Annotated in this window: 12 protein-coding genes and 1 pseudogene; 5 read left to right on the top strand and 8 right to left on the bottom strand. The window is 50.9% G+C overall.

All coding sequences use genetic code 11. The features are described from left to right. A pseudogene (locus H8S80_RS30080) lies at positions 1–314 on the top strand (3-isopropylmalate dehydrogenase); the annotation flags it as partial. 48 nt (positions 315–362) lie between these two features. Here the strand turns inward: H8S80_RS30080 and H8S80_RS30075 are convergent. Continuing rightward, positions 363–3,440, bottom strand: coding sequence for a glycoside hydrolase family 2 TIM barrel-domain containing protein (locus H8S80_RS30075; RefSeq protein WP_117622902.1), 3,078 nt, complete (start codon positions 3,438–3,440; stop codon positions 363–365). A 144-nt stretch (positions 3,441–3,584) separates the two neighbouring features. Between H8S80_RS30075 and H8S80_RS30070 the strand changes: the two genes are divergently transcribed. Beyond that, positions 3,585–4,436: an AraC family transcriptional regulator gene (locus H8S80_RS30070; protein ID WP_117622901.1), complete on the top strand. Its 852-nt coding sequence runs from the start codon at positions 3,585–3,587 to the stop codon at positions 4,434–4,436. A 150-nt stretch (positions 4,437–4,586) separates the two neighbouring features. Here the strand turns inward: H8S80_RS30070 and H8S80_RS30065 are convergent, their stop codons facing one another. From H8S80_RS30065 to H8S80_RS30055, 3 genes are all read right to left on the bottom strand, one after another. Continuing rightward, positions 4,587–6,452: an aryl-sulfate sulfotransferase gene (locus tag H8S80_RS30065; RefSeq protein WP_117633161.1), complete on the bottom strand. Its 1,866-nt coding sequence runs from the start codon at positions 6,450–6,452 to the stop codon at positions 4,587–4,589. A gap of 117 nt (positions 6,453–6,569) precedes the next feature. After that, positions 6,570–6,965 (bottom strand): nucleoside 2-deoxyribosyltransferase, encoded by a 396-nt coding sequence (locus H8S80_RS30060; protein WP_002601421.1) that lies wholly within the window; start codon positions 6,963–6,965, stop codon positions 6,570–6,572. 27 nt (positions 6,966–6,992) lie between these two features. Beyond that, positions 6,993–7,673, bottom strand: a complete 681-nt coding sequence (locus H8S80_RS30055; protein ID WP_002601422.1) for a Crp/Fnr family transcriptional regulator — start codon at positions 7,671–7,673, stop codon at positions 6,993–6,995. A gap of 174 nt (positions 7,674–7,847) precedes the next feature. On the opposite strand from H8S80_RS30055, the gene H8S80_RS30050 reads away from it, so the two are divergent. Then, positions 7,848–9,311: an SLC13 family permease gene (locus H8S80_RS30050; protein WP_002601423.1), complete on the top strand. Its 1,464-nt coding sequence runs from the start codon at positions 7,848–7,850 to the stop codon at positions 9,309–9,311. Positions 9,312–9,462: 151 nt separating this feature from the next. Here the strand turns inward: H8S80_RS30050 and H8S80_RS30045 are convergent, their stop codons facing one another. Beyond that, on the bottom strand, positions 9,463–9,822 hold the full coding sequence (locus H8S80_RS30045; RefSeq protein WP_002601424.1) for a helix-turn-helix domain-containing protein: 360 nt from the start codon (positions 9,820–9,822) through the stop codon (positions 9,463–9,465). A 210-nt stretch (positions 9,823–10,032) separates the two neighbouring features. On the opposite strand from H8S80_RS30045, the gene H8S80_RS30040 reads away from it, so the two are divergent. Next, positions 10,033–11,346 carry a DEAD/DEAH box helicase gene (locus tag H8S80_RS30040; RefSeq protein ID WP_117622898.1) on the top strand — a complete coding sequence of 438 codons (1,314 nt, stop codon included), beginning with the start codon at positions 10,033–10,035 and terminating at the stop codon, positions 11,344–11,346. A 96-nt stretch (positions 11,347–11,442) separates the two neighbouring features. On the opposite strand, the gene H8S80_RS30035 is transcribed toward H8S80_RS30040, so the two are convergent. Together H8S80_RS30035 and H8S80_RS30030 are read right to left on the bottom strand one after the other, a co-directional pair. Beyond that, positions 11,443–19,272: a carboxypeptidase regulatory-like domain-containing protein gene (locus tag H8S80_RS30035; RefSeq protein WP_117622897.1), complete on the bottom strand. Its 7,830-nt coding sequence runs from the start codon at positions 19,270–19,272 to the stop codon at positions 11,443–11,445. A gap of 223 nt (positions 19,273–19,495) precedes the next feature. Next, complete coding sequence (locus H8S80_RS30030; RefSeq protein WP_002601427.1) at positions 19,496–20,386, bottom strand: S8 family peptidase; 891 nt, start codon at positions 20,384–20,386, stop codon at positions 19,496–19,498. Between the two features lie 99 nt (positions 20,387–20,485). Here H8S80_RS30030 and H8S80_RS30025 point away from each other — a divergent pair, with 99 nt between their 5' ends. Beyond that, the gene (locus H8S80_RS30025) at positions 20,486–21,646 is read left to right on the top strand and encodes a M20 family metallopeptidase (protein ID WP_117622896.1); all 1,161 of its coding nucleotides are present in this window, start codon (positions 20,486–20,488) and stop codon (positions 21,644–21,646) included. 96 nt (positions 21,647–21,742) lie between these two features. Here the strand turns inward: H8S80_RS30025 and H8S80_RS30020 are convergent, their stop codons facing one another. Next, positions 21,743–24,211 carry a transporter substrate-binding domain-containing diguanylate cyclase gene (locus tag H8S80_RS30020; protein ID WP_117622895.1) on the bottom strand — a complete coding sequence of 823 codons (2,469 nt, stop codon included), beginning with the start codon at positions 24,209–24,211 and terminating at the stop codon, positions 21,743–21,745. Positions 24,212–24,287 lie beyond the last annotated feature (76 nt).

Raw genomic sequence — 24,287 nt, 5'->3', positions numbered from 1 at the left:
CCAAAGCCTATGCAGGGAAAGAAAAGAACCCGCTCTACGAGGCGGCCATGGATTTTATTGTACGTGCAAACTGGAAAAAATATAAGGAGGGACGCGACATGTGCAACGCATTGGAAGAATTATTTGCAGATAAGCTGGAGGAACGGGAAAAGCTCGGCGTGGAACAGGGGATGGAACAGGGCATCCGTGCATTCATCCTGGACCATATTGAAGAAGGCACTCCTAAAAACATAATCCTTCAGAAGCTGGAAAAGCGTTTTTCCCTTTCGCCGGAGCAGTCAGAGGAGTACTTCTGCCGCTTCCGAGAAGGCTGACTTGAAGAAAATGCCGGTACGGTCTGGGACCGTACCGGCATTCACATTTTATTCCGCTTTCACCTCCGGAATCAAGCTGATTCCAAAGGAAAATTCTTCTTCATCCAACCGATACTTTTCAATCAGTCTCGGTCCGCAGCTGTTGGAACCGATGCCATTCATCCGGTAATCGAGACACAGCACCGTATAAGGCGAACGGACCAGTTCGTAATTATGGTCTTTTTCCGTCAGTTCCTCCTGGGTATACACGGAAGCGTTAAAGGAGAAGGTCTTATCTCCCGCTGCCGTCAAACCGGCTCTCCGGCCAGCCAGCGATACGAAATCGCAGTCATCGTGGCTTCCGTTTTCCTGCGGACGGATATAGTCCTCATGAAGCTCTGTCACATGAGCCGTAAATGTCCCGTGGCTGGACGCCCTTCTCTTGTCACAGTAGCTCTCCACCGGCCCCAGTCCGTAGTAGGTGACGTCCTCCATGTCCTTCGGCAGGAATAAGCGGAGGCCAAATCTCGGAAGCTCCGGCAGCTCGGTGTCGCGCTTCACGTTTAAGTTCACATCCACTCTTCCGTCTGCTCCGATCAGCCACTCTGCCTCCATATTTAAAATCCTCTGGATAACCGGTGAGAGAATCGCAAGTACCGAATGGATACGCACGCCTTCCGCTGTGACAGAGTAATCCGTCTGATACGCCCTCGAATACGTGATATCGTAATGGGCCTTCTGCCATTTCAGTTTGATGTAGCGGTCATTATCCGTAGGCGCCCGCCATATGTTGTATTCCACAGGCCGTTCCAGGAGGCGGCACTGGTTGACATTCATCTCTTCCAGAACACCGGTCAGTTTATTGTAAACGTGAGCAAAATTCGGTCCGGACACAAAGAGACGGCGGTCGTCTTCTTTTACCGTGAACGGGCTGGACTGGTTCCTGTCCGCACACGCCTTGCCGCACCGTTCCAGCATGCGCAGGGCGGTCTGGTTTCTTCCGTCTTCGTTCTTCAGCAGAATTTCATCGAATCCCAGCTCTGTCCCGGCCTCCGTCAGTCTCGTGCTCTCTCTGCGGATATAGCGGAGCTTTAAGAAACATTTTCCCGCTTCCGGCACTTGAAAGTCCAGGCGGACGGCGGCTTCCCCGTGAGGCAGAATATCCGGCATTGCAGCCCCTTCCAGCACGCCGTCTGCGATGCACACTCCATCACACGTCACTTCCCATGCAACAGACGCATACTCCTTTAAATTGGTAAAATCCAGATAGTTACGGATCACGGCTTCCCGTGTCTCCTGACAGAAGGAGACGATTCTCGCCGGACGGTTCACATTTTTCAGTTCCTTAAGGCCTGTGTGAGGCGTTCTGTCCGGATAGACCAGTCCATCCATACAGAAATTACTGTCATGAGGATATTCTTTATGGTCTCCTCCGTAGAGATACATCGGGCGTCCCTCCAGGGTTCTGCCCTGGTAAATTCCGTGATCGCACCACTCCCATACAAATCCGCCGCAGAGGCCGTCATACTGCTCGATCACTTCGAAATAATCCTCGAGGTCACCAGGCCCGTTGCCCATGGCATGGCAGTATTCGCACATGACGAACGGCTTCTTCGGATTCTCCGCAAAATACGTGTGAATGTCCTCCAGAGGCGGATACATCCGGCTGTATAAGTCAATGTTGGAAAAATCGTACGTTTTTTTGCTGTCTCTGTAGCGGGCGCTCTCAAAGTGAGTCAGTCTCGTGGAATCAAATGCTTTCGTCCATGCTAAAGCAGCCTCAAAGGTGCAGCCGTAGGCGCATTCATTTCCCATGGACCAGATGAGGACACAGGGGCGGTTCTTATCGCGTTCCACCAGACGTTTTGCACGGTCCACCGTGGCCTCAGTAAATGCAGGGTTATCGGAAATCGCGTGGTTCCAGCGCTCTCTCCATCCGGCCTCGTGGTCCTCTTCCATGTAAATATCATTGGTTCCGTGGCTCTCATTATCCGCCTCGTCGATCACATAGAAGCCAAGCTCGTCGCAGAGCTGGTAAAACTGCGGGGCATTAGGGTAATGGCTGGTGCGGATCGCATTGACGTTATGCTGCTTCATCACCTGGAAATCCTTCTTCATCTGATCCAGGCTGATTACAAAGCCGGTGACCGGATCGCTGTCGTGGCGGTTTACACCGCGGAACTTGATTTTCGTTCCATTGACCAGTACGACTCCGTCCTTTACTTCGATCTCCCTGATTCCAAGGCGGTCTGTGATGACCTCCTTGCCGCACTCGTATACCACCGTGTAAAGATAAGGCTGTTCCGCATTCCACAGAACCGGACGCTCTACCGTAAGGGATAATCCAGCTTCTCCCGGTACGCCTTCCGCCGACGCGGCCAGATTTCCTTCCTGATCGTATACCGAGCATTTGACCGGCATCTTCTCATCGAAGAAGGAAAATGTCACATCGATCTGCGCCTGCTGCTCACCAGTCTGCGTTTTCAGGAAGTAATCAAAGATGCCCTGTTCCGGCCTCTTTAACAGATAGACATCCCGGAAAATACCGCTCATTCGGAATTTGTCCTGGTCCTCTAAGTAGCTTCCGTCACACCATTTTAAGACGAGAACCGCAAGCTTATTTTCGCCTGCCCGGATATAAGGAGTTACATCAAATTCGCTGGTAGAGTGGGACACCTGGCTGTAGCCCACATAGCTTCCGTTCAGCCATACGTAGTAACAGGAATCCACGCCCTCAAAATTCAAAAACGCCTTCGGCGCCGCCTCGTTGGGCTCATAGACAAAATGATGGATATACGCTCCGCAGGGATTTTCCTCGGGAACGTAAGGCGGGTCCATGGGGAACGGGTATCTCGTGTTCGTATACTGATGTCCGTCAAAACCGTAATTCTGCCAGCAGCCCGGCACCGGAATCTCTCCGAAGCCCTCTTCCCCGTATCCTTCCTGGTAAAATTCATCCTTTAAATCGTAAATACTGTCAAAATACCGGAAACCCCACATTCCGTTCAACAGCTGAAAGCGTCCGGAATGCTCCCTGTTTTCCACCAGATCGTCAAACCGTTCTTCCGCCGGAATGTAATAGGATCGGTTCGCCACCGTATTCTCATGCAGCACATGCAGATTTTCGTAATGTCTCGGTATTATCATGGATTTTCAATCCTCCTCTTTCATTCTTTCCTTTATTATAAAATAGCGGGCTGAAAAATCCATATCCTTCGTTAGACAAAACATGCACAAAATGATACAATCATAGAATAGAAGGTATCGCAGACCTGAAAGGAGAATCAAGCCATGTATACGAATACGGGATATCTGGACATATCCGACGCGGAACTGGAAGATAATACGATCCCCCTGCGGATCAACTGCTGCGGAGTCTACCGCCTGCTGACCCGCGTCTCCATGACCACCATCAGGGCCACAGGCCGGCCCGATTACCAGCTTCTCTATATCGCCTCAGGCAAAGCCGAATTTGTCTTAAACGGTGAGGCAGTCACCATTCCCGCCGGGAGCATGGTTTTATACGGGCCGGGAGAATATCAGCAGTATACGTATCTCCTGGAGGACAGGCCGGAGGTCTTCTGGGTCCATTTCACGGGATATGAGGCGGCGGGGCTTCTCTCCAGCACCGGCCTGAGTCTGGAAGGCCGCCGCATTCTGCGCACCGGATGTGTCTCCCACTACCAGGAGCTCTTTCTCTCCATGATCCGGGAGCTGCAGCTGCCGCGCCCCTTAAGCGGTGATTTCTCCTCGCTGTATTTTAAACAGCTTCTTCTGACCGTACAGCGCCAGATCGCAGAGGGCGGAAAGAATAAACCGCAGATCCAAAAAGAAATGGAGCACGCGGTCCAGTTCTTTCATGAAAATTTTTCTGCAGACATCGATATTTCCAATTACGCGGCCAGCCTTCATATGAGTACCTGCTGGTTTATCCGGAGCTTTAAGCAGTACGTGGGCGTGCCGCCCTGTAAATATCTGACTTCCATCCGGATTAATAAGGCGAAGGAGCTCTTAGAAAGCACCGACTGCCCGGTCAGCGAGATCGGTTCCATCATCGGCTACGAAAACCCGCTGTATTTCAGCAGAATATTTAAAAAACAGACAGGACTTTCACCGGCTGCTTACCGGAAAGTCCTGCCATAACAGAGCCGCATCAGGGAAAGCTCCCCGTTATAGGGTACGGGGAAGCGGATGCGGCCTCCTCAGTCTTTTCCCTGACATCTTTATGATTTTATGACGCGCCCTGAAGCGCGGCGGAAAATATTTTCAAACACGCTCCCGGGCAAAACAGCTTTAGCACTCAATCGATACTCCGCACGGATACTTGGTATCGTCGATCACAACAAAGACTTCGTACGTTCCCTTCATTCCCGCCTTGTTCACATTGGTCTTCGTCACACGCTCATCGGACTCCAAAAACGTTCCGCAGCACATGGCCTTGTGGGAAACTGCTGTGGTGGAAATATAGTAACGGTGTTTCTCTTCGCCCTGCTCCAGCATGAGCATAACCAGCTGGCCCTTCTCGAATTTCGCATGGAAGGTGAAACGGTCGTCCTCATCCTCGATTCTAGCCTCATAGCGGTCTGGAATCAGTTCGCTGCTTACCGGAGCCGGGATATCTGTGTCAAATTCCTTCGTGATGCCCATTTCGCCCAGCACAGAACCCTCGCCCAGCTCTAAATTGCCCTGGTCCGCGTACAGCTTCATCTTCTCAGCCCTGTAGTAATTGCCCTTGGTATGCAGCTCCAGCATCTTCCTGTCGTCACAGAGCTCCACGGTTGTGGCGAAAAGCGTGCCGCCCATATTCTGCTCCAGCGCGCCCAGGGACTCGGAAATCTCGCCGTCCTTATTGTAGGCGCTTCCTCCGGAATGAACCATGTAATGGCCTTCGTTATAGTATTCTACGTTGCAGATATAGGGGGAGAAGAACCTGGCGCCGCGGTCTTTTCCGTACTGCCAGATCTGCTCGATCGTCATATCCTTCGTATTAATCCTGTAACGCACGCCTCTGGAATAATTATTCTTCGCCGCGCGGTAGTTCTCCTTTATCTTGGATCCCCAGTGGTGGTTGTCAAAGCACATGACGTCGCCGTCCGGGGTGATCAGGCATGCGTGCTGCTCATACTGCCACTCGAAGTCGGTTCCTACAGGCTTGAAGAAATAGCGGTCCACCCATTCCTGCGGCCATCCTTCCGGATCGGACAGGATCCAGTTAAGCTTTCCGGTCTCAAAATCGATGTTGACGATGGAATCCATATGTCTTCCGGAAAATGTCAGGCTGCGGCTCTTCTCATCGTACCACACCGCGTTGTTGTGGAACCAGTCCTTCTCTGACCAGCTGCCGCTCTTTCCCAGTCCGGGCTCCAGGAAATTCTTATAATCCCAGGTCTTTAAAATATCACCCGTTTCCCTGTCAATCAGCACGCACATATCTTCCACGGTGCCCGATGTCAGATCCTCGGTCAGGCAGAGAAGGCTGCCGTCCGGCATCTCAAACGCATCATGGTGAGAGCCGCCAGGCAGACGGTACTCGTGGTAAATCTTGCCGCAGGCACTGGTCTCATACATGCCGGACATATAATACGGCATCTGCACGAGGCGGTCCGTACCCATGAGAATATGGCCGTTTTTCAGCCGTTTCATATCGAATACGCATTTGATGTTCAGGCACCATCTGATATCTCCCGCATAGTCAACAGCCACCGCCAGCTCCGCCCCCGACGGAGATAAGAATATGCAGTCGTCCTGTAAGTATTCCGGCGTCGTATCCATGGATTCAACCGGTGAATTCCCTTCAAATACGTCCGGCACCTCGATCTCCACCGTATGTACTTTTCCACGGTATTCCCGCACCTCCACCCGGTTTACTTGTCCGGAATAAAGGCCTACCACCGGCAGGACATGCTCTTTCGCCCTTGGAAATGTATGTGTGATATTGCCTTCCTTTGCTTTTCCAAATACAGTCACTGTAACGGCGGTCTCTTCCTCTGTGTAAAAGGAGATTACCGCGGAAAGCGGATTAATCAGATAGAGATTGTACGATACCAGCGGATTGTCAATGGTATACGCTCCGGAACGGAGTTCCTTTAACATTGCTTCCTCCGCTCTGGCCTGTTTTTTAATCATGTGTTCTTCAAATGAGTATACTGCACCTGCCATAAATTTTCTTCTCCTTCTTCCGGCGCCTGCCGGGTTTTTCGTTTGACAAAAGTATAACACACGGGGAGAAGGCAGGAAATTAGCCTTGACTATATTCTGGAAATTTTTTCTGTCCTCTTACTGTAGCTTTAACACCTCTTCCGCAATTTCCTGCGTATTTCCAATGAACTGGTTTACTTGCGGGAGCCAATAAAATGTTGATGTATTCTTATCGCACTTGAAGTACGTATCGTCATGGTGACACAGGTAAATTATTTTGTTCAGCGCGATTGCCATCCCCAGTTCTATATGAGTTCCTCTGCCCTGGGGAGTTAAAATTATCACAACATCCGACTGCCTGATCCCCTCATATTCCTTTTCCCCGACAGACATCAGTGTCTCCGCGTCGTTTTCTTTCACCGGGCAGTATAATGTCCAGTCGAAGGTATGCTCCCATCCGGCATTTCTCAGAAGACGTGAAAGGTCACGCACCTGTTCATAGTTTACAAGACTTGAAGCGATGTAGAATTTCATATGTCCCCTCCCGTTGTATAATAACTGTTATATAAGAGCTTTTAAGCGGGCCTCGTCGATGATGAGGATGCGGCCTTTTTCTTTTTTGATGATGCCGGCTTTTTTCAGGGCGGAGGAGAGTTTGGAGACGGTGACCGGATGCATGCCCAAGTATTTGGCGATCTCAGCGTAGGTGAAGCCGTGGGGAACCGCGCGGTACTGGCCCTCGCGGCTGCTGAAGGCGAGAAACCATTTATAGAGGCGCTTCGAGGCGCATTCCTCCTGGGTATCGTGGAATTTGCGGACCAGAGTGACGTAGTTGCAGGTCACAGCCTCCATGATGTAGGAGAGAAAACGGGAGTCTTCTTCCAGCAGTATCTCGAAGGTTCTCTCATCCAGGCGGTAGAAGACGCAGTCTGTCTTTGTGTCGATGCCGAACGGGATCTTTTCCTGTAAGCAGTCGTCTCCGGACAGCGTATGCTCTTCTCCGCGAATTTTCCTGTAGTGGCGCATCAGGGCCGGAGCAAAGCCAAGGAGATGGTCGTGGGGGAAATAGATGAAGTCTTTTTCTTCTCCATCCATGGTCAGGGAGGTCAGACTGGCGATGCCTTCCACCAGGTAATAAATATAGGAATCGGACAGCCTGGGATTACAGATCGATGTCTCCCTCTTTACTTCAATTCTCATACCGTAACGCTCAAAGTATTGTTTTACTCCGTTTTGATCCATTTCACCGAAGTCCTCCCGTCAAATTGTCGCTTTTATATCTGATTACTTCCTATTATATCTTTTTACAAATATTGGAATAAAAATATAACCAAGACTATATTTTACTCTTTGTTAATATATTATCATATTTCTATGAAATTTAAAACAGCAAAGAAAAACAATAGGGGGTTCACTATGGCACAAACGAAAAAAAAGGATTTCTACTCCATTCATCTGGTAATCGGAATTGGTATTATGCTGCTGTTCCGCTACCTTCCGTTCCAGCTTCCCTGTATCACGCCAATCGGCATGGAAATTCTGGGTATTTTCATCGGTACGCTGTATTTATGGACGACTTCCGACCCGATTATCTCCAGTATTCTCTCTATCTTTTTAGTGGGACTTTCCGGATACAGCACCATGAACGAGGTGCTGACCTCCACCTTTGGCAATCCGATTCTCGTTCAGGTTCTCTTTCTGCTGACAGCGATCAACTGTCTCATCGAGAACAACTTAACGGAATACTGCGGACGATTTTTCCTGACCAGGAAGATCTGCCTCGGCCGTCCCTGGGTGCTGGCATTCTTCATCATGCTTGGCTCCATGCTCATGGGCGCGTTTATGGGCGGCTTTACCCCGATCTTCTTATTCTGCCCGATCCTCTATGATATTTTTGAAACAGTAGGCCTCAAGAAACATGACAAGTTCCCGACCATCATGCTGATTCTCGTCACCGTTGCGACCCTGCTGGGCTTCCCCATCCCGCCGTTCATGGGAAATGGTCTCGCCCTCATCAGCAACTACGCTTCCGTGACCGGCAATATGGGAACCGTAATCGAGATCAATAACGCCGGCTACCTGCTTACCGGCCTGATCCATGCGACCGTCTGTATCGTGGTTCTGGTTCTGTTCTGTAAGTTTGTACTGAGACCGGATACCAGCAAGCTGAAAGAATTAAAGATGGAAACGTTAAATAAGAATCCGCTTCCGCCAATGAGCCTGCGCCAGAAATTCATTGCAATTTCTTTCACCGTGTTCATCCTGATCCTTTTAATTCCCAGCGTACTGCCAACGCACCCGGTCGGACGCTTCGTAAAAGCCAATACATACGGCATCGCCGCCTTCTATGTGTTCCTGCTGTGCGCGATCCGGATCTCCAAGAAGCCGCTGATGGATTTCTCCAGCACCATGAAGAGATTTTCCTGGAGTACCTATTTCCTCATCGCTTCCGCGATCCTGCTGGGAAATGCACTGACCAACGAGAGTACAGGCGTGTCCGCATTCTTAAACACCGTACTGATGCCGGTACTTCAGAACGTCCCGGCCTCCGCATTTGCCGTGATCATCATGGTTCTTACCGTGATCTTAACGAACGTGTGCAACAGCTTCGTAATCGGCCTCTTAATGCAGCCGGTTATCGCAACCTTCTGCATGGCGACAGGAATGAACTCCGCTCCGGTGGTGTCCATGATGATTTTGTTCGTGCTCTCCTCCGCGGCCATAACACCGGCAGCCTCCCCGTTCGCCGCACTGCTTTTCGGCAACAAGGACTGGCTGAAATCCGGAGAAATATACAAATATACGACCATCTTTGTGGTGATCGAGCTGGCTATCGTGCTGCTGATCAGTATGCCGGTTGCTAATCTGCTGATTCATTAAAGGACAGCAGGCTGCCGTTGAAAAAAAAAAAAAAGAAAGACTTGAAGAGCTGACTGGTACAGCCTTCAAGTCTTTTTTTCTTAGTGATTACTTCCTGCCGCTTACAGCTTATATCTCTTTTCGCCAGATCACCCATTCAGTTCTAACCCACTCAGTTTTCCAGCCGTCTCGTCTCCATCCTGGTTTCATAATTGATCATGGTCTCTATCACAGTCAGAATACGGTCTTGTGCCGTGATGGAAAGATCGCCTATTTTTTCATCGATATATTTAAATCTCTCCTCCCGCTCTTTCCTGTGTTCGCTGGGTTCAATTCCCAGAAGCCAGTCAGCGGAAACATCCAGCACGCTGATCAGTTTGGTAAAGGTCTGGATACTGGGTTTCTTCCTGTCGCCCTCCAGCGCGACGATAAAGTTATAGGACAGCCCCAGCACCTCCGCCAAAGCCTCCTGCGTATAGTGGAGTTCTTCCCTTCGTTCCTGTACTCTCCCCCCAAATGTATCCTTCTTCATACAGTACCCTATCCTTTCAGTATCATAAAAATTACTAAAAGTATATCCATTATCCCGCCGCCGAAACAGAGACCACAAGTATCCATACTGTTACTGTCAGTATTATAATTTTATTATTTTTCTAACTATGTCTGGTATTTTTCATAAATCTATGGTAGCATAAGGCGTTCACCATTAACAACCATAGAAGAAAAGGAAAACTACAAATACATGACTTTTAAAGACTTACAACTATCTCCGCTGCTGTTAAAGGCACTGGAAGAAAAGGGCTATATAACACCATCCCCCATTCAGCAGCAGGCAATTCCCTATGCGCTGGCCGGACGGGATGTATTGGGCTGCGCCCAGACAGGCACCGGAAAGACGGCCGCATTTGCCTTACCGATTATACAAAACCTGATGAAACCATCGGATAAAAAACATTCCAAAAAAGTGATCCGCTCCCTGATTCTCACTCCGACCAGGGAGCTGGCCCTGCAGATTGCGGAAAATTTAAATGAGTACGGTTCCCATACCCAGGTGAGGAGCGCCGTCATTTTCGGCGGAGTCTCCGCAAATCCCCAGATCAAAGAGCTGCGGCGCGGTATCGATATCCTGGTTGCCACCCCAGGACGGTTAAATGATTTAATCGGCCAGGGAGAGATAAGCCTGTCTCATGTGGAAATCTTCGTTTTGGATGAGGCGGACCGCATGCTGGACATGGGCTTTATCCATGATGTAAAGAAGATCCTTGCACTGCTTCCTGTCAAAAAACAGACGCTGTTCTTTTCGGCAACCATGCCCGCCGAGATTCAGGCGCTGACCGAAAAACTATTGAAAAATCCAGCCCGGGTGGAGGTGACTCCGGTCTCATCCACCGTGGATATCATAGACGGCTCTCTCTACTATGTGGATAAAGAGAATAAGCGCGCGCTGTTAGTTCACCTGCTGAAGCGCGAGGCCATCACCTCTACCCTGGTCTTTACCCGCACCAAGCACGGCGCCGACCGGGTAGCCAAATTTCTGACGAAAAACAAAGTAAACGCCGCCGCAATTCACGGTGACAAATCCCAGGGCGCGCGTCAGAAAGCGCTCAATCAGTTTAAATCCGGGGAAATCCAGGTGCTGGTAGCCACCGATATCGCCGCCAGAGGCATTGACATCGAGGAGCTTTCCTGTGTGATCAACTATGATCTGCCAAACGTTCCTGAAACCTATGTCCATCGAATCGGAAGGACCGGACGGGCCGGTCTCGGAGGACGGGCCATCTCCTTCAGCGATATCGAAGAAAAAGAATATGTGAAGGATATCGAAAAGCTCATTGGAAAGACGATTCCGGTCGTGGAAGACCACCCGTTCCCCATGTCCGTATTCATCGTTCCTCCGAAGGAGACAAAACCGCGGCCAGTAAAGAGCACACGCAAAAATGATGGGAAACGCCCGGCCAAGCCATCGGCTAAGCCATCAGCTAAACCATCGGCCAAGCCACAGCAGCGCGCCTTTCAAAAGCCATCGTCCGGCCGCAGGATAACCAAAGTGAAATAAGTATCTCTTCTATCTAACCCGGATTAAAACAGTCAAAGATCGGACAGAAGGCATTTGCCCTCTGTCCGATCTTCGGTATTGAAGCCCGTTCTTATTCTATTTACTGTTATGATTCCCGCCCGGCATATTCCATACGCCGTCAGATCCGACTGTATAGCCATCCGGCGTCATGGTATTCACGGCCATGGCTCCGTTCCAGTTCAGATAATACCATTTGTCATTCCACAGGATCCATCTCTGAGCCGCCATACTTCCATCTTCATTCAGATAATACCAGATTCCCTGATCCATGATCCAGCCGGTCTTCATATAGCCGGATTCATCGAAATAGTACCACTGACCGTCGATTCTGGCCCAGGAGGCGCTGATGTATCCGCCTTCTTTCTTCTCGTACCACCAGCCGGTATCATCTTTCTTCCATGTTCCAGGAATGGTGTATCCCGGCCCCTGGTTATCCGCGTCACTTCCGCTGTCTTTGCCCGGACTCACCGGTTTGGGCGTTTCCTTTGTATTGGCCGCCACGTACAGCGAAAGCTCCCAGACATCAAAACTCATCTGTTTTCCGCTGATGACAGGGCGGATTAATTCGATCTCGCCGTTGTGGTAATGGTAGAGAACCAGATTCTCTTTTTCCAGTCCAGCCGGAATGTCCATAGTGACTCTGACCGGCAGTTTCGGCTGGATTTCTTCTCCGTCTGCCAGAAGCGTTATATCCATTGCAGCGTAATTCGTTACTTTATCCGTTATGTCATCCGGTATGCCATCTGCCGGCTTCTTAAACCGCAGCCGCAGCTCCTGGATCTTCCCGGACTCAAAATCCGCACTCATGCCAAGTCCTGCAGCCTGCACATTCTTCAGACGGCTGTCAGCCTGTACAGAAGTGGTAATGTTTCCAAATGTCTCCAAAACCGCCTTCTCCATTCTTCTGAGCAGTGCAGATGTCCTGTCACTCAGCCTTCCTTTGCTTTCCAGATCCTGAAGCGTCTCCGATGCGTCATCGAGCGCCTGCTTAAACGCCTCCAGTTTCTCTTCCTCCGTTAAGTACGCTCCAAGACTTAATTCCTTATCCAGCTTCCGCCAGACAGCGTCCAGTTTCCCTTCCGTCAGGGCGGCGCCGGACCTAACGACCGTCACGCTGATCGTATCCGTAAATTCCGTTTCCTCTCCGTCTTCTCCGTCGGCATAACAGGTGACTGTCACCTTCTTCTTTCCGGTTTTTGAGAACTCCTCCGCCTCGATTTCCAGTTCCTCGAGAGGCAATGTTTCCGTATAGACTGCATTGCTGGAGGAAGCCACTGTCACTCTCACAGTCTTTTTTACCACCATACCGGCTTCGTCAAAGTCTTCATCCAGTCCGTACACCGTCCGATGCGGATTCTCTGTAATCGTAATTCCGGTAACAAAGGCATATCCCTCTTCCTCTTCGTTTCCGAACACCGTCACTTCGAAAGAATCCGTCAGTTCTGTTCCCGCTGCCTCCCCATCTTCCAGGATAACGCTCACGGTAACTGTCACCTTTCCCGGTTTTGAGAAATCGGACACTGCTTCGTAATCTTCTGCATTTAATATGGTCACGCCTGTCTCATCAAGGTTTAATCCCCTCACTTCCATGCCAGTAAGATCCAGTTCTTCTCCCCACAGATAGAAAAGCTTATTGGGTTTTCTCACGATCTTAATCTCCGGAACCGCTCCCTCTTTATAGACGATGACCTCAAATGAGGTTTTCAGTACCTTCTGATTCTCGTCTTCATACGTAATTATAATTTTCTTAGTCCCGGGTGTTGTGGAATCCAACTTCCCTACGGTATACTCCTCTTCATCCAGAGCGCGTTCCTTCCCGCCATCCAGGAACAACGATACCTCCAGCCCCTCCGGATCCAGATTCTCACCGGTCAGATAGGATCTCTTGACAGGTAGGGAGGTAACCCGTATCTCCGTCTTTTCCTCCTCTTCTGTTTTCTTCGTCAGGCTGAACTCAACGTTCTCCACATCTTCGCCGTTTACAGTGATGACCCTTACTTCCCGCTTAAAGCCTGCCTGCTCCGGCACCTCGATGCTGTAAATCCCGTCCTTTAAGTTCCTAAAGGCAAACGTTCCGTCTTCCCTTGTTCTCACTGCATTGGATGGGCTTGCTTCGGTAATATCGCTTCCCTCATATAAATTGATCTTTAAGTCTGCAATTCCCTGTTCTGAACCGTCTTTTGCCGCGGTCACAGTCCCTGTAACCTCGTGGAGCGTCTCTTCAGAATCACTTTTTTCCAGTGCAAAATTAACGTCTGTTATGTCTCTGCCATTTACAGCAATTTCCTTTACTTCCTGTTTAAATCCAGCCTGCTCCGGCACTTCAACGCGGTAAGTTCCATCCTTTAATTCCTTAAAGGTGTAGGTTCCGTCTTCCCCAGTCTTCACGGCATCCGACGGACTCGACAGGTTCTTATCATCTCCTGCGTAAAGCTTCACTTCAAAACCTTTCGCCGCGTCATCGTCTGCGGTTATGGCGCCGGAGACGGTATAAAGCATTTCCACTGTCTTTTCCGGTACAATGCTGATAAAACTCAGCACGGGATCTGCGCTGCCGGTCTTTTCCACACGGACAGTTATCCGGCAGGTACCGCTTTCCATCTCAGGGACCGTAACCTTAAGCTCCTGTACCAGATTCCGGTCATTCCGCCCCAGAGTAAACGTTTTTGAGGACAGAACCTCTTCTGTGCCTTCCATAATTGCCGAAATTCTGGTGCCGCGTTCCGTATTCCACCATTCCTGATATCCGGTAAAGACACTGTATTCTCCCGGAGCCAGATCAAAGGCATATTCAATGGCTTCATCCGCTTCTGCCCACCACCCTTTTCCGTACAGACCGCCTCCGCTATGTTTTCCGAAGTTTACATCCTCCTCACCGAGATATCCGGCATGGTTTTCCGGCTGGTAGGCCTGATCCGGCTGCGTATTAAGCAGGTCAGCCGCATTGGCTTTCAGCAGTTCAAAATAATCGGATTTCTCCGTCCCGCAGTCAAAGAAATAACTGGTATTTGGATTCAAAATTGTAACCGTATATCCAATTTTTCTGTTTACCCCCTCCAGTGCTCCATAAACCGTATACTCGCCGACTGTCGGCTGATCTCCGTCAATCGGATCCCACGTAATAGCTACATCCTGCTTTATTTTCCCGCCTGCCAGCACATCCACTTTGTCGGGCAGCGCTTCAGCGAGTTCGGCCAGAGAGGCAAACTGTTTCGGTATTTCAGAGACGATCACAGCCAGTTCTTCCAGCTTCCAGTTTTCATCGCGTCTCAGTGCAATGCGGTTGCCATCCTGAAATTCAACCGGCAGCCATACGTAACGGGAATCTCTTAAATATCCTGCATTCCAGCGGTCACCCATATAGATGTATTGGCCGTTTTCCGCGTCCACCGGGAACACACAGGTGCTCTGTGTATCGTAGGTCGTATTGGAACCCCAGTCTGTGCACGGATCGCCCATGCCGGTCCACGGTCCCATGGGGTGATCCGCAACCGCATATTGCGCCGGATTCGGTGACCAGCCGGTACAGCCGGAATTGATCATATAATACTTTTCCTTATACTTAAACATCGCCGGCGCTTCCCGCGACCAACCAACAAAGTTTCTCGTAAAGTGTGTGCCTTCCTCCGCCTCGTCTCTGTCCACTTCCAGTGCCGTGTAATCGTCGTTCAGCCTGGAGATAAATGTAGTTCTGTTGCCTTCTGATGAGTAGATCACATAAGCAGTTCCGTCATCATCGACAAACAGGTTCATATCTCTTACGGAGCCTCTTCCAGCCCAGCCATCGTAGCCGTGGTCTGCGTCCGGGTCATTATGATAGTTTAATTTGTAGGACCCAAGCAGTTTAAATGGTCCGGTCGGGCTGTCACTGACCGCGACGCCGGCCTTGGCCTTTCCATAGTCCGCATCACTGTCCGGCGTCCTCCCGTCTGCGTGAAACCAGATGACGTAATTGTCATTCTTCTCATTGTAAATCATCTTCGGCCGTTCCATCACGCAGTTATTCTTATCCAGATCTACAAAGATACGCTCCTGTTCCTCTTTCGTATTATCTCCATACAGTTCTTTAAAGTAAGAATCGGATTCAAACTCACTTGTGCTCTCCATAGTCCGAAGCACCACGCCTTCATCATCCCAGTTGTATAAATCATCAGAAGAGTATACGTGAACGCCGCCTACCGGACGGTAATCGTTTGTCTTATCTTCCCCGATCCAGTACCACTTTGTCTCACCATCAACGGTAAGCTGCTGAATCTGTCCGCCGTGAGCCTGAATGTAATTCCCGCTGGTATCATACATCGGGGCCCCTGCCGCTCCTGTAAAGGAGTCATATTCCGTGATAACAGGCTCTTTCTCTTCCACAGCCCTGACTTTAATGAAGTTTAAGACCGGATCCTGCTTGCTGCTGTTTCTTCTCGGGCTTCCGACTTCGACATTCAGCACACCGTCTGTCACTTCTGCCGTAAATGTCTTGCAGACCCACTCGCCATATCCGAGTTCAATGTCTGTGGCGACCGTCTTTCCTTCCAGGGAAATGTTGACCCATCTTTCATCCCACCAGTGCTTAAATGCAACGGTGACCTCATAAGTATTGGAGTCAATTCCTTCCAGATCATTCTGGGGCAGTTCAAAAGAATATCCAAGCCTGCTCTTATCCTTATCAAAAACCGCCTCCTCAGACATATAGATATAGCTGTTTCCCATGTCATACGCATCATCTCCGTGACTTTGCGCTTTTGCGTATTCATGATCGGGATTACGGCCCCAGGCAACGCCTGTTTCTGCGTCTTTTCCGTATTCCTGATCCACATTGGACTGCAGCAGCCCCATCTTTTCCGTATTATCATTCGGCAGCACGGCCGGATCAGGAGTGCCGCAGTTTACCGTATACAGAACGTAATTATTAGCCAGCAGTTCTTCTTTTGTGTACAGTTCACTGCTGCCGCCCAGCGTAAAGTCTGCCTCCGTCACATCGGCGGCCTCAACCGTCACCCTCTTTATAATCTCCTTATAATCACCTGCGGCCGAAAGAACCACGCTGTAAGCGCCTTCCTCCAGACCTTTAAAGGCATAAGCTCCCGCCTCGTCCGTTCTGACGGTATCAGCCGGTTCCCCACTGGTATCATTTCCCTTGTACAGCCTTACTTCAAGATCTACTGCCGGATCACCGAGGCTGGATTTCACGGTCCCCGAAATATCATACGTCTCCTCCAGCGCCCGTACCTTGATGTAATTTAAGATCGGATCCTGGCCGCTGCCGTTTCTCTGCGGGTTCTTAACCTGGACGTTCAGCACGCCGTCGGTGACTTCTGTCTGATACGTTCTGGCCACCCATGCATTCTTGTCTAATCCGATACCGGCTTCAACTACATTTTCCTCCAGAGAAACATCGACCGATCTCCAATCCCACGGGTGCTTAAATGCTACTGTAACCTCAAACGTATCAGAGTCAATTCCCGCCAGCTTTTCCTCCGGTATCTCGAAGGAGTACCCGAGACAGCTCTTATCCATATCAAAGACCGCACTTTCTGACATATAGATAAAACTGTTTCCAATGTCCGTCGCGTCGCCTTCATAGTTCACTGCAATGGAATGCTCCGTATCCCCGTCGCGTCCCCAGGTTCTGCCCGTCCTGGCATCTTTTCCATAAGCCTGGTCTACACTCGACTGAAGAAGTCCCATCCGTTCCGATTCGGGATTTGGAATAACAGACGGATCAGGGGTTCCGCAGTTTACTGTATACAGAACGTAATCATTGGCGGCCAGTGCCTCCTTCGTATATCCGACGCCGCTGTCCGACACTTTGCCCCGTGTAATTTCCGCGTATTCCAGCACAATCTCCGGCTTACTGGCTGTCTGTTCCTCCGCCATGCGTATGGTTACGGTATGTTCTCCATCTTCCAGCACCGGAGTTGTATACAGATGGCTTCGCCTCGTCTCTGACTGGGCCCCCGCATTCACCGGAACCGATTCTTCTCCATCCACTGAGATCAGCATTTTCGCGCCGTTCCTGGACTTTTTACCGTAAATGGAGGCCTGGACGCCGCTGAACCGAAAGACCGCTTCGGCCCCCTTTTCGGTAGTGTACTTCTCCTGCGTGCCCCAATCCCAGCCTTCGCCCCAGGAACCGGTATAAGCAAACTTATTTAAATCTACAGCACCTGCCGCACGGGTATCCTCCGTAGCCTCGACATTGCTGTCCACGATCTTCTTATAACTGCTCTCCTCGTAAAGAGGTCCGTCCTCCCCCGTAATGACATAGGTCGATACGGAATAGCTTGCCGGCATCGATACGCTTAACACGCCATCCGATATGGACGCCTCTGCCTCTTCGCAGTTCTCCGAATCGCTGGTGCGGAACAGCCTGACTCCAGAAGCATTTGGAAATGCGCTCAAGTCAATGGTGGTATCTCTCGTGTCTCCGCTGAAATTCTGAACCACAATTACCAGCTCACTGCGGTCCGGAGAGACTGCCGCGCACATATCCCCGTCTCCAATCTCAACCATGGTGTAGCCGGCCTTTAAATACTTGCTGTACTGCATCATGGTATAGAACTGTTTCGTCACCGCCCAGTATCCGGCCCCCGGTACACTGTCCTTCACGCTCCCGTCCCCGTTAAACAAATTGGTGTGGTAGCCTTCTACCGGTCCATCTTCTTCGAAAACGTAATGAATCAGACCCCAGTTCTGATTGGTCTGGATGCACTCGTACTCGCTGTCTGCAACCAGCCATACGATCCACGCGGAAGACTGCATGTTCTTTAAATCAGACATGATTCCTTCGCTCTGCGACTTCGTCTGGCACTGGCCCATATTTCCATGAGACCACTCATTATGTACGTCTCCGCCGCCTTTAGTCACCTCCGACATCCAGAGTCCCTTATCATAGGAAGCTGCTATATCCCGCAGCCTGGCCCGCTCACTGTCGCTGCCGCTGTAGGTATGGGCGCTGATGACCTCTAAATCGCCCCGTGTCTGCATATCCAGTTCGTTAAAGGACTTGATCGCATTCCACAGGCTGGTTTCATCTGTGCCGGTCAGCCTGACATTCGTCATTCCCTCTGCTTCCAGCGCCTTCTTAGTCTCCTGATACGCCTTTATCTGGCTTGCTCCAGGATAGAAAATACAGCCTTCCTGCTTGGTACTGCCATTCAGCCAGTAGTTTGTATCCGGTTCGTTGAGCGGTTCCACGTAATCGACGCCGGTGCCGAACTTGCTCTCTAAATTTCCGTCCAGCCACTTCACGGCACGTGCAAGATATAAGCCGAAATCATCGTAACAGTCGTCCTTCAAGTTCTCTTTGTCCCAGCTGTTTCCTCCCGTAGAACTGCCGGATTTCGTCATGTAATACGGCGGAGAGTTGGAAAAAACCTCGTTGATGATATCATTGCTTTCAAACCGCCACTTGTTGGCCTGCTCCATCATCCAGATCTGCCCGGCATCATTCATCTGCGCAGGGTCCTTTTGGTAGAAGTCATTCCCAAGAAATGTTCCGCTTCCGTCATCCGTGCCGAACATGTCCTTACTCCACCCCGGAACACGTCCCTCCACCCGTTTAATGGAAGAATCCGGCTTATCACCGCCGCCTACATTATAGCGGACGATGTTTAAGTTTAAGTAATCCGGTGAAAATGCCAGCTCTGCGATTTCTTCACGATCCGGCCGGTCATTTCCATTGGTATCCCGCTCCCCCGCGGAACCGATTACATTTCCCCACCAGCATAGAGAAGTCCCCCACCCCTCCAAGGTCTGATACTGAATCTGCGGATCCACCGTAATTTCTCCCACAGCCCCCCCAGCCGCTGTCTGCGGCTGTGCAGCGGAAGGAAACGGTACGCCGGACAGTGTCATCGGTATGGCCAGCAGTGCCGCCGCGCCCCTTCGAAGCCCATTAGACTTTTTCATAAAATACCTCCTGATTCACAATTTTTATGACATATTAATGATAACAACTGACGAATCAGAAAAATATGATAAAAAGTCATATTTCTTGATAATTAGTTAGAAATTCAGCTATCTAAAAATAAACCGCCATCCGGTAGCTTCATCTCCCGGACAGCGGCTCTGTTCTTTCATCTTCCATATGAATCGCGTAATTAATCATGGTCTCGTAAAAGTTTAAGCTTCTTTATTCTATCAATCGTTCCACATCAAGCATTCCCCATCCCTGCTGGTTCATGGGCAGCCCCAAATCCACCGCCCGCTCTCTCAGCCTGAGTTTTACATCCCGGTTGCTCATATAGGGATATTTCTGGAGTAAAAGCGCAATCGCCCCTGAGACCAGGGGCGTGGACATGGACGTTCCGCTTTTTGACTGGTAGCCCCCTGTTTCCGGGGCACAGCTGATGATTCCGGCTCCGGGAGCGATGATTTCCGGCTTACAGATACAGGCCCCGGTAGGCCCTCTGCCGGAATAGTCAATCATGCGGTTTCCCATCACATTCACTTCTTTATAGTCATCGGAGCATCCCACCGTAATCACCTTCCGGCTGATGCCCGGCGTAGTTATGGTGTTCTTTCCGGGGCCCATGTTGCCGGCAGCCACACAGACCACCAGACCGTCGTCCCAGGCGGCATTGACGCCGCGCACCAGGACGGAGTTTTCAGTCATGCCTTTCTTACTGAAAGAACCGACCGATATATTTACAATCCGGATTCCCAGCCGTTCCCGGTTCTCCCGGATCCATTTAATACCGGCCAGAACATCGGAGGCATATCCGTTTCCTTTCTGGTCCAGCACCTTGACCATAATTATATGGCACTCCGGCGCTACCCCCTGATACCTTCCATCGGAAGAATTTCCGCTTCCGCCAATGATTCCTGAAATATGCGTTCCATGACCGTTGTCATCATATGGCTCCCGTCTCCGGTGCACCATATCCGTAAACGCAGCTACTCTATGTTCAAAATCTTCATGAAGATAAATTCCCGTATCCAGCACGGCCACACCGATACCGCGGCCAGTCAGGCCCATACGGTAGGCCGCTTCACATCGGATTACTTCTCTCGCATGGTTCACAGTCCACTTACCTGATTCCTTTTTTATTAGCATATTCCATTTACATTCCCATGTTTCACCCCTATAATGGAAATAACTGAAAAAAAGGAGAATCGTATTATGGATAACCACAATTCAGACGCCATGGAGCTGACCATGAACCTGGTTCGCATCGACAGCACCGATCCCGGCGCCTATGAAGGAGAAATCGGAGAATTCATTTTCCAATATCTGAAAGGCCTGGACGTTCCCGTCATCAAAAAGGAGGTCCTCCCGGGCCGTTTTAACGTCATGGCGAGGCTGGAGGGGGAGGAACAGGCTCCCGCGCTCGTCTATATCTGCCACATGGACACTGTCACCACCGGGGAGGGCTGGACTGTATCCCCCTTTGGCGCCGAAGTAATCAAAGGCCGCATCTACGGCCGGGGAGCCTGCGACATGAAATCCGGCCTCGCCTGCGCCCTGTCCGCCTTTACCTCCATGGCTCTCAAGGCCCGGGACGGCCAAAAACCGAAGCGTACTCTTGTCTTCATCGGAACGGTGGATGAGGAAGACTTCATGCGCGGAGCCGAGGCCGCCATCGCGGATGGCTGGGTCACGAAGGACTGCTGGGTCCTGGATACCGAGCCCACGAACGGCCGGATTGAGGTGGCCCACAAGGGCCGCACCTGGTTTGAGATTACAGTGAAGGGCATCACGGCTCACGCCAGCACGCCGTGGAAGGGCGCGGATGCCATCGCGGCCATGGCGGAGCTCATCTCCTTTATACGCCGCCGGATCGCCTCCTGCCCGGTCCATCCGGATCTGGGCGCTTCCACCGTGACCTTCGGACAGATTGAGGGGGGCTACCGTCCCTACGTGGTACCCGATTCCTGCCGTGTCTGGATCGACATGCGCCTCGTACCGCCGACGGACACGACAAGCGCCGTGACGATCGTGGAGGACGCCATCGCGGACGCCATACAGGAGATTCCCGGCATCACCGCATCGTATCAGATCACCGGGAACCGCCCCTATGTGGAAAAAGACGAGCAGTCGCCGCTCTTAAAGGCACTGGGGGAAGCCTGCCAGAAGGTCACCGGAGAGCCGGCGGCCGTAAGCTTTTTCCCCGGTTACACAGACACCGCCGTCATCGCCGGGACACTCGGCAGCCACAACTGCATGTCCTACGGCCCCGGCGACCTGGAGCTGGCCCACAAACCGGATGAATACGTACCCTGTGAGGATATTCTGCGCTGTGAAGAGGTGCTGACTCAGCTGGCAAAAGATTTGCTGTTCTGATTTTCCTCCGAAGAAAACGACTGCATAAAAAACGGCTGCATAAAAATACGCCCGTCCGGGATCCCATTCTCTATGGTATCCCGGCGGGCGTATTCCTTATTCCATAACTAAAACCCCACTCCTGCCATGCTTCTTGATCTGATACAGCGCCTGGTCCGCCTTCCGGTAGAGCACATCGTAATCCGTCTCCCCGCCCGCCATGGCCGCGCCGATGCTCAGCGTCACTTCTTTTCCGTGTTTCTCCATTGTCACATCCTTCACGCGGTCCAGCACCTCGCAGCAGCGCTGCTTCACAATCTCCGGATCGCTCACCGCCTTCATGAAGACCACAAACTCGTCGCCGCCCAGTCTGCCGACTATATCATCCGTGCGGAAACACGCCTGCAGAATCTCAGCCGTCTCTTCCAGCACCTGATCGCCCGTATAATGGCCCAGGTAGTCATTGATCTGCTTGAAATAATCGATATCCATGATAATCATGGCTCCCGTGCCGTTCCGGTCTTCCTCCGCCAGCACCTGCCTTATGAGCTGATGGCTGGTAGCCGAATTGTAGACCCCGGTCAGGCTGTCCCGCTGGGCTTTCGCTTCCAGCTGGGTTTTAATCTCGCGTTCCATCTGGATATCAATCAGCTTCCCAACCGCATACCACGGTCTGCCCGTAGTATCCAGAACCATCTTGGAGATGACCTTAAGCCACCGCACATTTCCTCCTGGAAGCAGACATTCGTGTTCCGTATTGTTCTCTTTCTGCGAAATCATATAGCCAAACACCGGATACTTCTGTTCCATGGTCTCCGGGTTTTGTATCTTCCTTTCGCACCCCAGAAATCCGGCTGTCTGTTCCGTCAGATTTAAGGTGCCTTCCCTGATATTATACTCATACAGGAACTCGTTGGACAGCTCACTGAGCTGTTCATACCGCTGGTTCTCCAGCGCTTTCCTTGCCATATTCCGCCTTCTTGCGATCTCTACGGTAATAAACACAGCAGTGACCACGACCAGAAGAAAAAGGGCCAGATAGAGCACGCTCTGTTCCGGATTCCGCATCACATATTCGGAAAAGGTCAGTTCACCGGCGTCGTACGCGTTCTCATAGAGAAAACGGTTGATCCTCTCTTCCGGAAGTACCCGGATCACCTTGTTCATAATGGAGAGCAGCATAATATCCACCGGCCGCCTGATTCCAAAACAGTATTTCTGAGACCAGTTCTCCGATTGTGCAAATGTGAGCAGATTTTTATAATCATGGCCGGCCATATAATACTGGACCGCGTAGCTGTTGCCGTAGCAGTAGTCCGCATCCCCCTCATGAACCGCCTCCATGCATCCTTCTATATTGTCGTAATAGAGTACTTCTCCCCCCGTATTCTGCTCCTTCAGCAATGATTTCTGCAGCGCAAGCCTTTTTCCCGACATGTCGGCAAGCTTCTCTACTTTATCATTCATAATCAGCTGCAGAGGGACAGACAGATAGGGGAGTGTCAGCGCACAGCTGTCAGATCCGGTCCCTTCATAGTCATCCACGATCCCAATTACCATGTCGACGGTGCCTTCTTCCACCGCTCTGGAATACTCTTCCCAGTTATGAAAGGGGACGATCTCATACGTCAATCCCGTCTGTTCCTCTATGTACTTAAGAACCTCGATGGAAATTCCCCTGATCTCTCCGTTCTTTGCCTGGTACTGCAGCGGCGCCCGCCCCAGCATGACTCCGGCCCTGATGGTCTTCTTCCGGCCGATGTATTCCAGTTCCGAATTCGAGAGCACCAGACCTTCGTCTCCGGTAAAATACTTCTTGTTCAGTTCCGCGGACAAGTAAGGATTGGTGGTGGTGATGATCTCCATCGCCTTATTGAGCGCTCCCGCCACCTCCTGATTCCCCTTCGTCACTCCGAAATAAAAGGGCCGGGAATCAAACCGGGAAATTACGCGCAGTTCACTGTTCCTCAGGGCGACATCCATCCCCAGCATCGCATCCACGTTTCCGGCTTGCAGCTGTTCCAACGATTCTTCTCCCGTACTGCACAGAACCTGATTCACATGAAATCCGTTCATCTTCGCAAACGAATTTAATTTCTCGTCTTCCCTGCCGTCAAAGCTGACCACCGCAACCCGGATATTATCAAACGATTCGTAATCAAACTCCGTATACTCCAGATTATCCTTCAATACGGAGAGCGTCTTATGCGCGGTTCCGTAGCTGTATTCGGGGTAATCCAGGATCGCTGCAAGCCCATCTGTGTAATTCATGGCTCCCATCAAATCAAGGTCGCCGTTGATCAGCATGGTGAGCATCTCCGACAGCTGCTCATCCAGCGTCCCTTCCATGGTAAAGAATTCGTATTCCCAATTGGTATACCGTGCAATCTCCTGTAAGTAATCATACGTATATCCGCTGTAATTTCCATTTTCATCGATCTCTGTAAAGCCCTGCTGGATCGGATATCCCACCCGGACCACCCGGGTACCGCTCTCCGCCGCTCCAGCTGTAAACGAAAACAAAAGCAGACAGAACAGTACCACAAACGGGCTCACCATCTTATACCGCCGTTTTCTGTCACTCATGTTTTTACCTCCTGCAAGTAAATCTTTCACCTTTATATCCAATCATAATCCAGAATCTTCAGATCGTCAAACACTT

The sequence above is a fragment of the Hungatella sp. L36 genome (genome assembly GCF_014288035.1).
The sequence above is the reverse complement of the archived record's forward strand: the minus strand, read 5'-3'. Positions and strand labels throughout refer to the sequence as shown.

What these genes read in the sequence shown, in the direction of transcription:
- H8S80_RS30070 (WP_117622901.1), top strand. Translation starts at nt 3,585, where the DNA reads ATGTATACGAATACGGGATATCTGGACATATCCGACGCGGAACTGGAA.
- H8S80_RS30055 (WP_002601422.1), bottom strand. Translation starts at nt 7,673, where the DNA reads ATGGATCAAAACGGAGTAAAACAATACTTTGAGCGTTACGGTATGAGA.
- H8S80_RS30025 (WP_117622896.1), top strand. Translation starts at nt 20,486, where the DNA reads ATGGATAACCACAATTCAGACGCCATGGAGCTGACCATGAACCTGGTT.
- H8S80_RS30035 (WP_117622897.1), bottom strand. Translation starts at nt 19,272, where the DNA reads ATGAAAAAGTCTAATGGGCTTCGAAGGGGCGCGGCGGCACTGCTGGCC.
- H8S80_RS30065 (WP_117633161.1), bottom strand. Translation starts at nt 6,452, where the DNA reads ATGGCAGGTGCAGTATACTCATTTGAAGAACACATGATTAAAAAACAG.
- H8S80_RS30060 (WP_002601421.1), bottom strand. Translation starts at nt 6,965, where the DNA reads ATGAAATTCTACATCGCTTCAAGTCTTGTAAACTATGAACAGGTGCGT.
- H8S80_RS30050 (WP_002601423.1), top strand. Translation starts at nt 7,848, where the DNA reads ATGGCACAAACGAAAAAAAAGGATTTCTACTCCATTCATCTGGTAATC.
- H8S80_RS30075 (WP_117622902.1), bottom strand. Translation starts at nt 3,440, where the DNA reads ATGATAATACCGAGACATTACGAAAATCTGCATGTGCTGCATGAGAAT.
- H8S80_RS30020 (WP_117622895.1), bottom strand. Translation starts at nt 24,211, where the DNA reads ATGAGTGACAGAAAACGGCGGTATAAGATGGTGAGCCCGTTTGTGGTA.
- H8S80_RS30040 (WP_117622898.1), top strand. Translation starts at nt 10,033, where the DNA reads ATGACTTTTAAAGACTTACAACTATCTCCGCTGCTGTTAAAGGCACTG.
- H8S80_RS30045 (WP_002601424.1), bottom strand. Translation starts at nt 9,822, where the DNA reads ATGAAGAAGGATACATTTGGGGGGAGAGTACAGGAACGAAGGGAAGAA.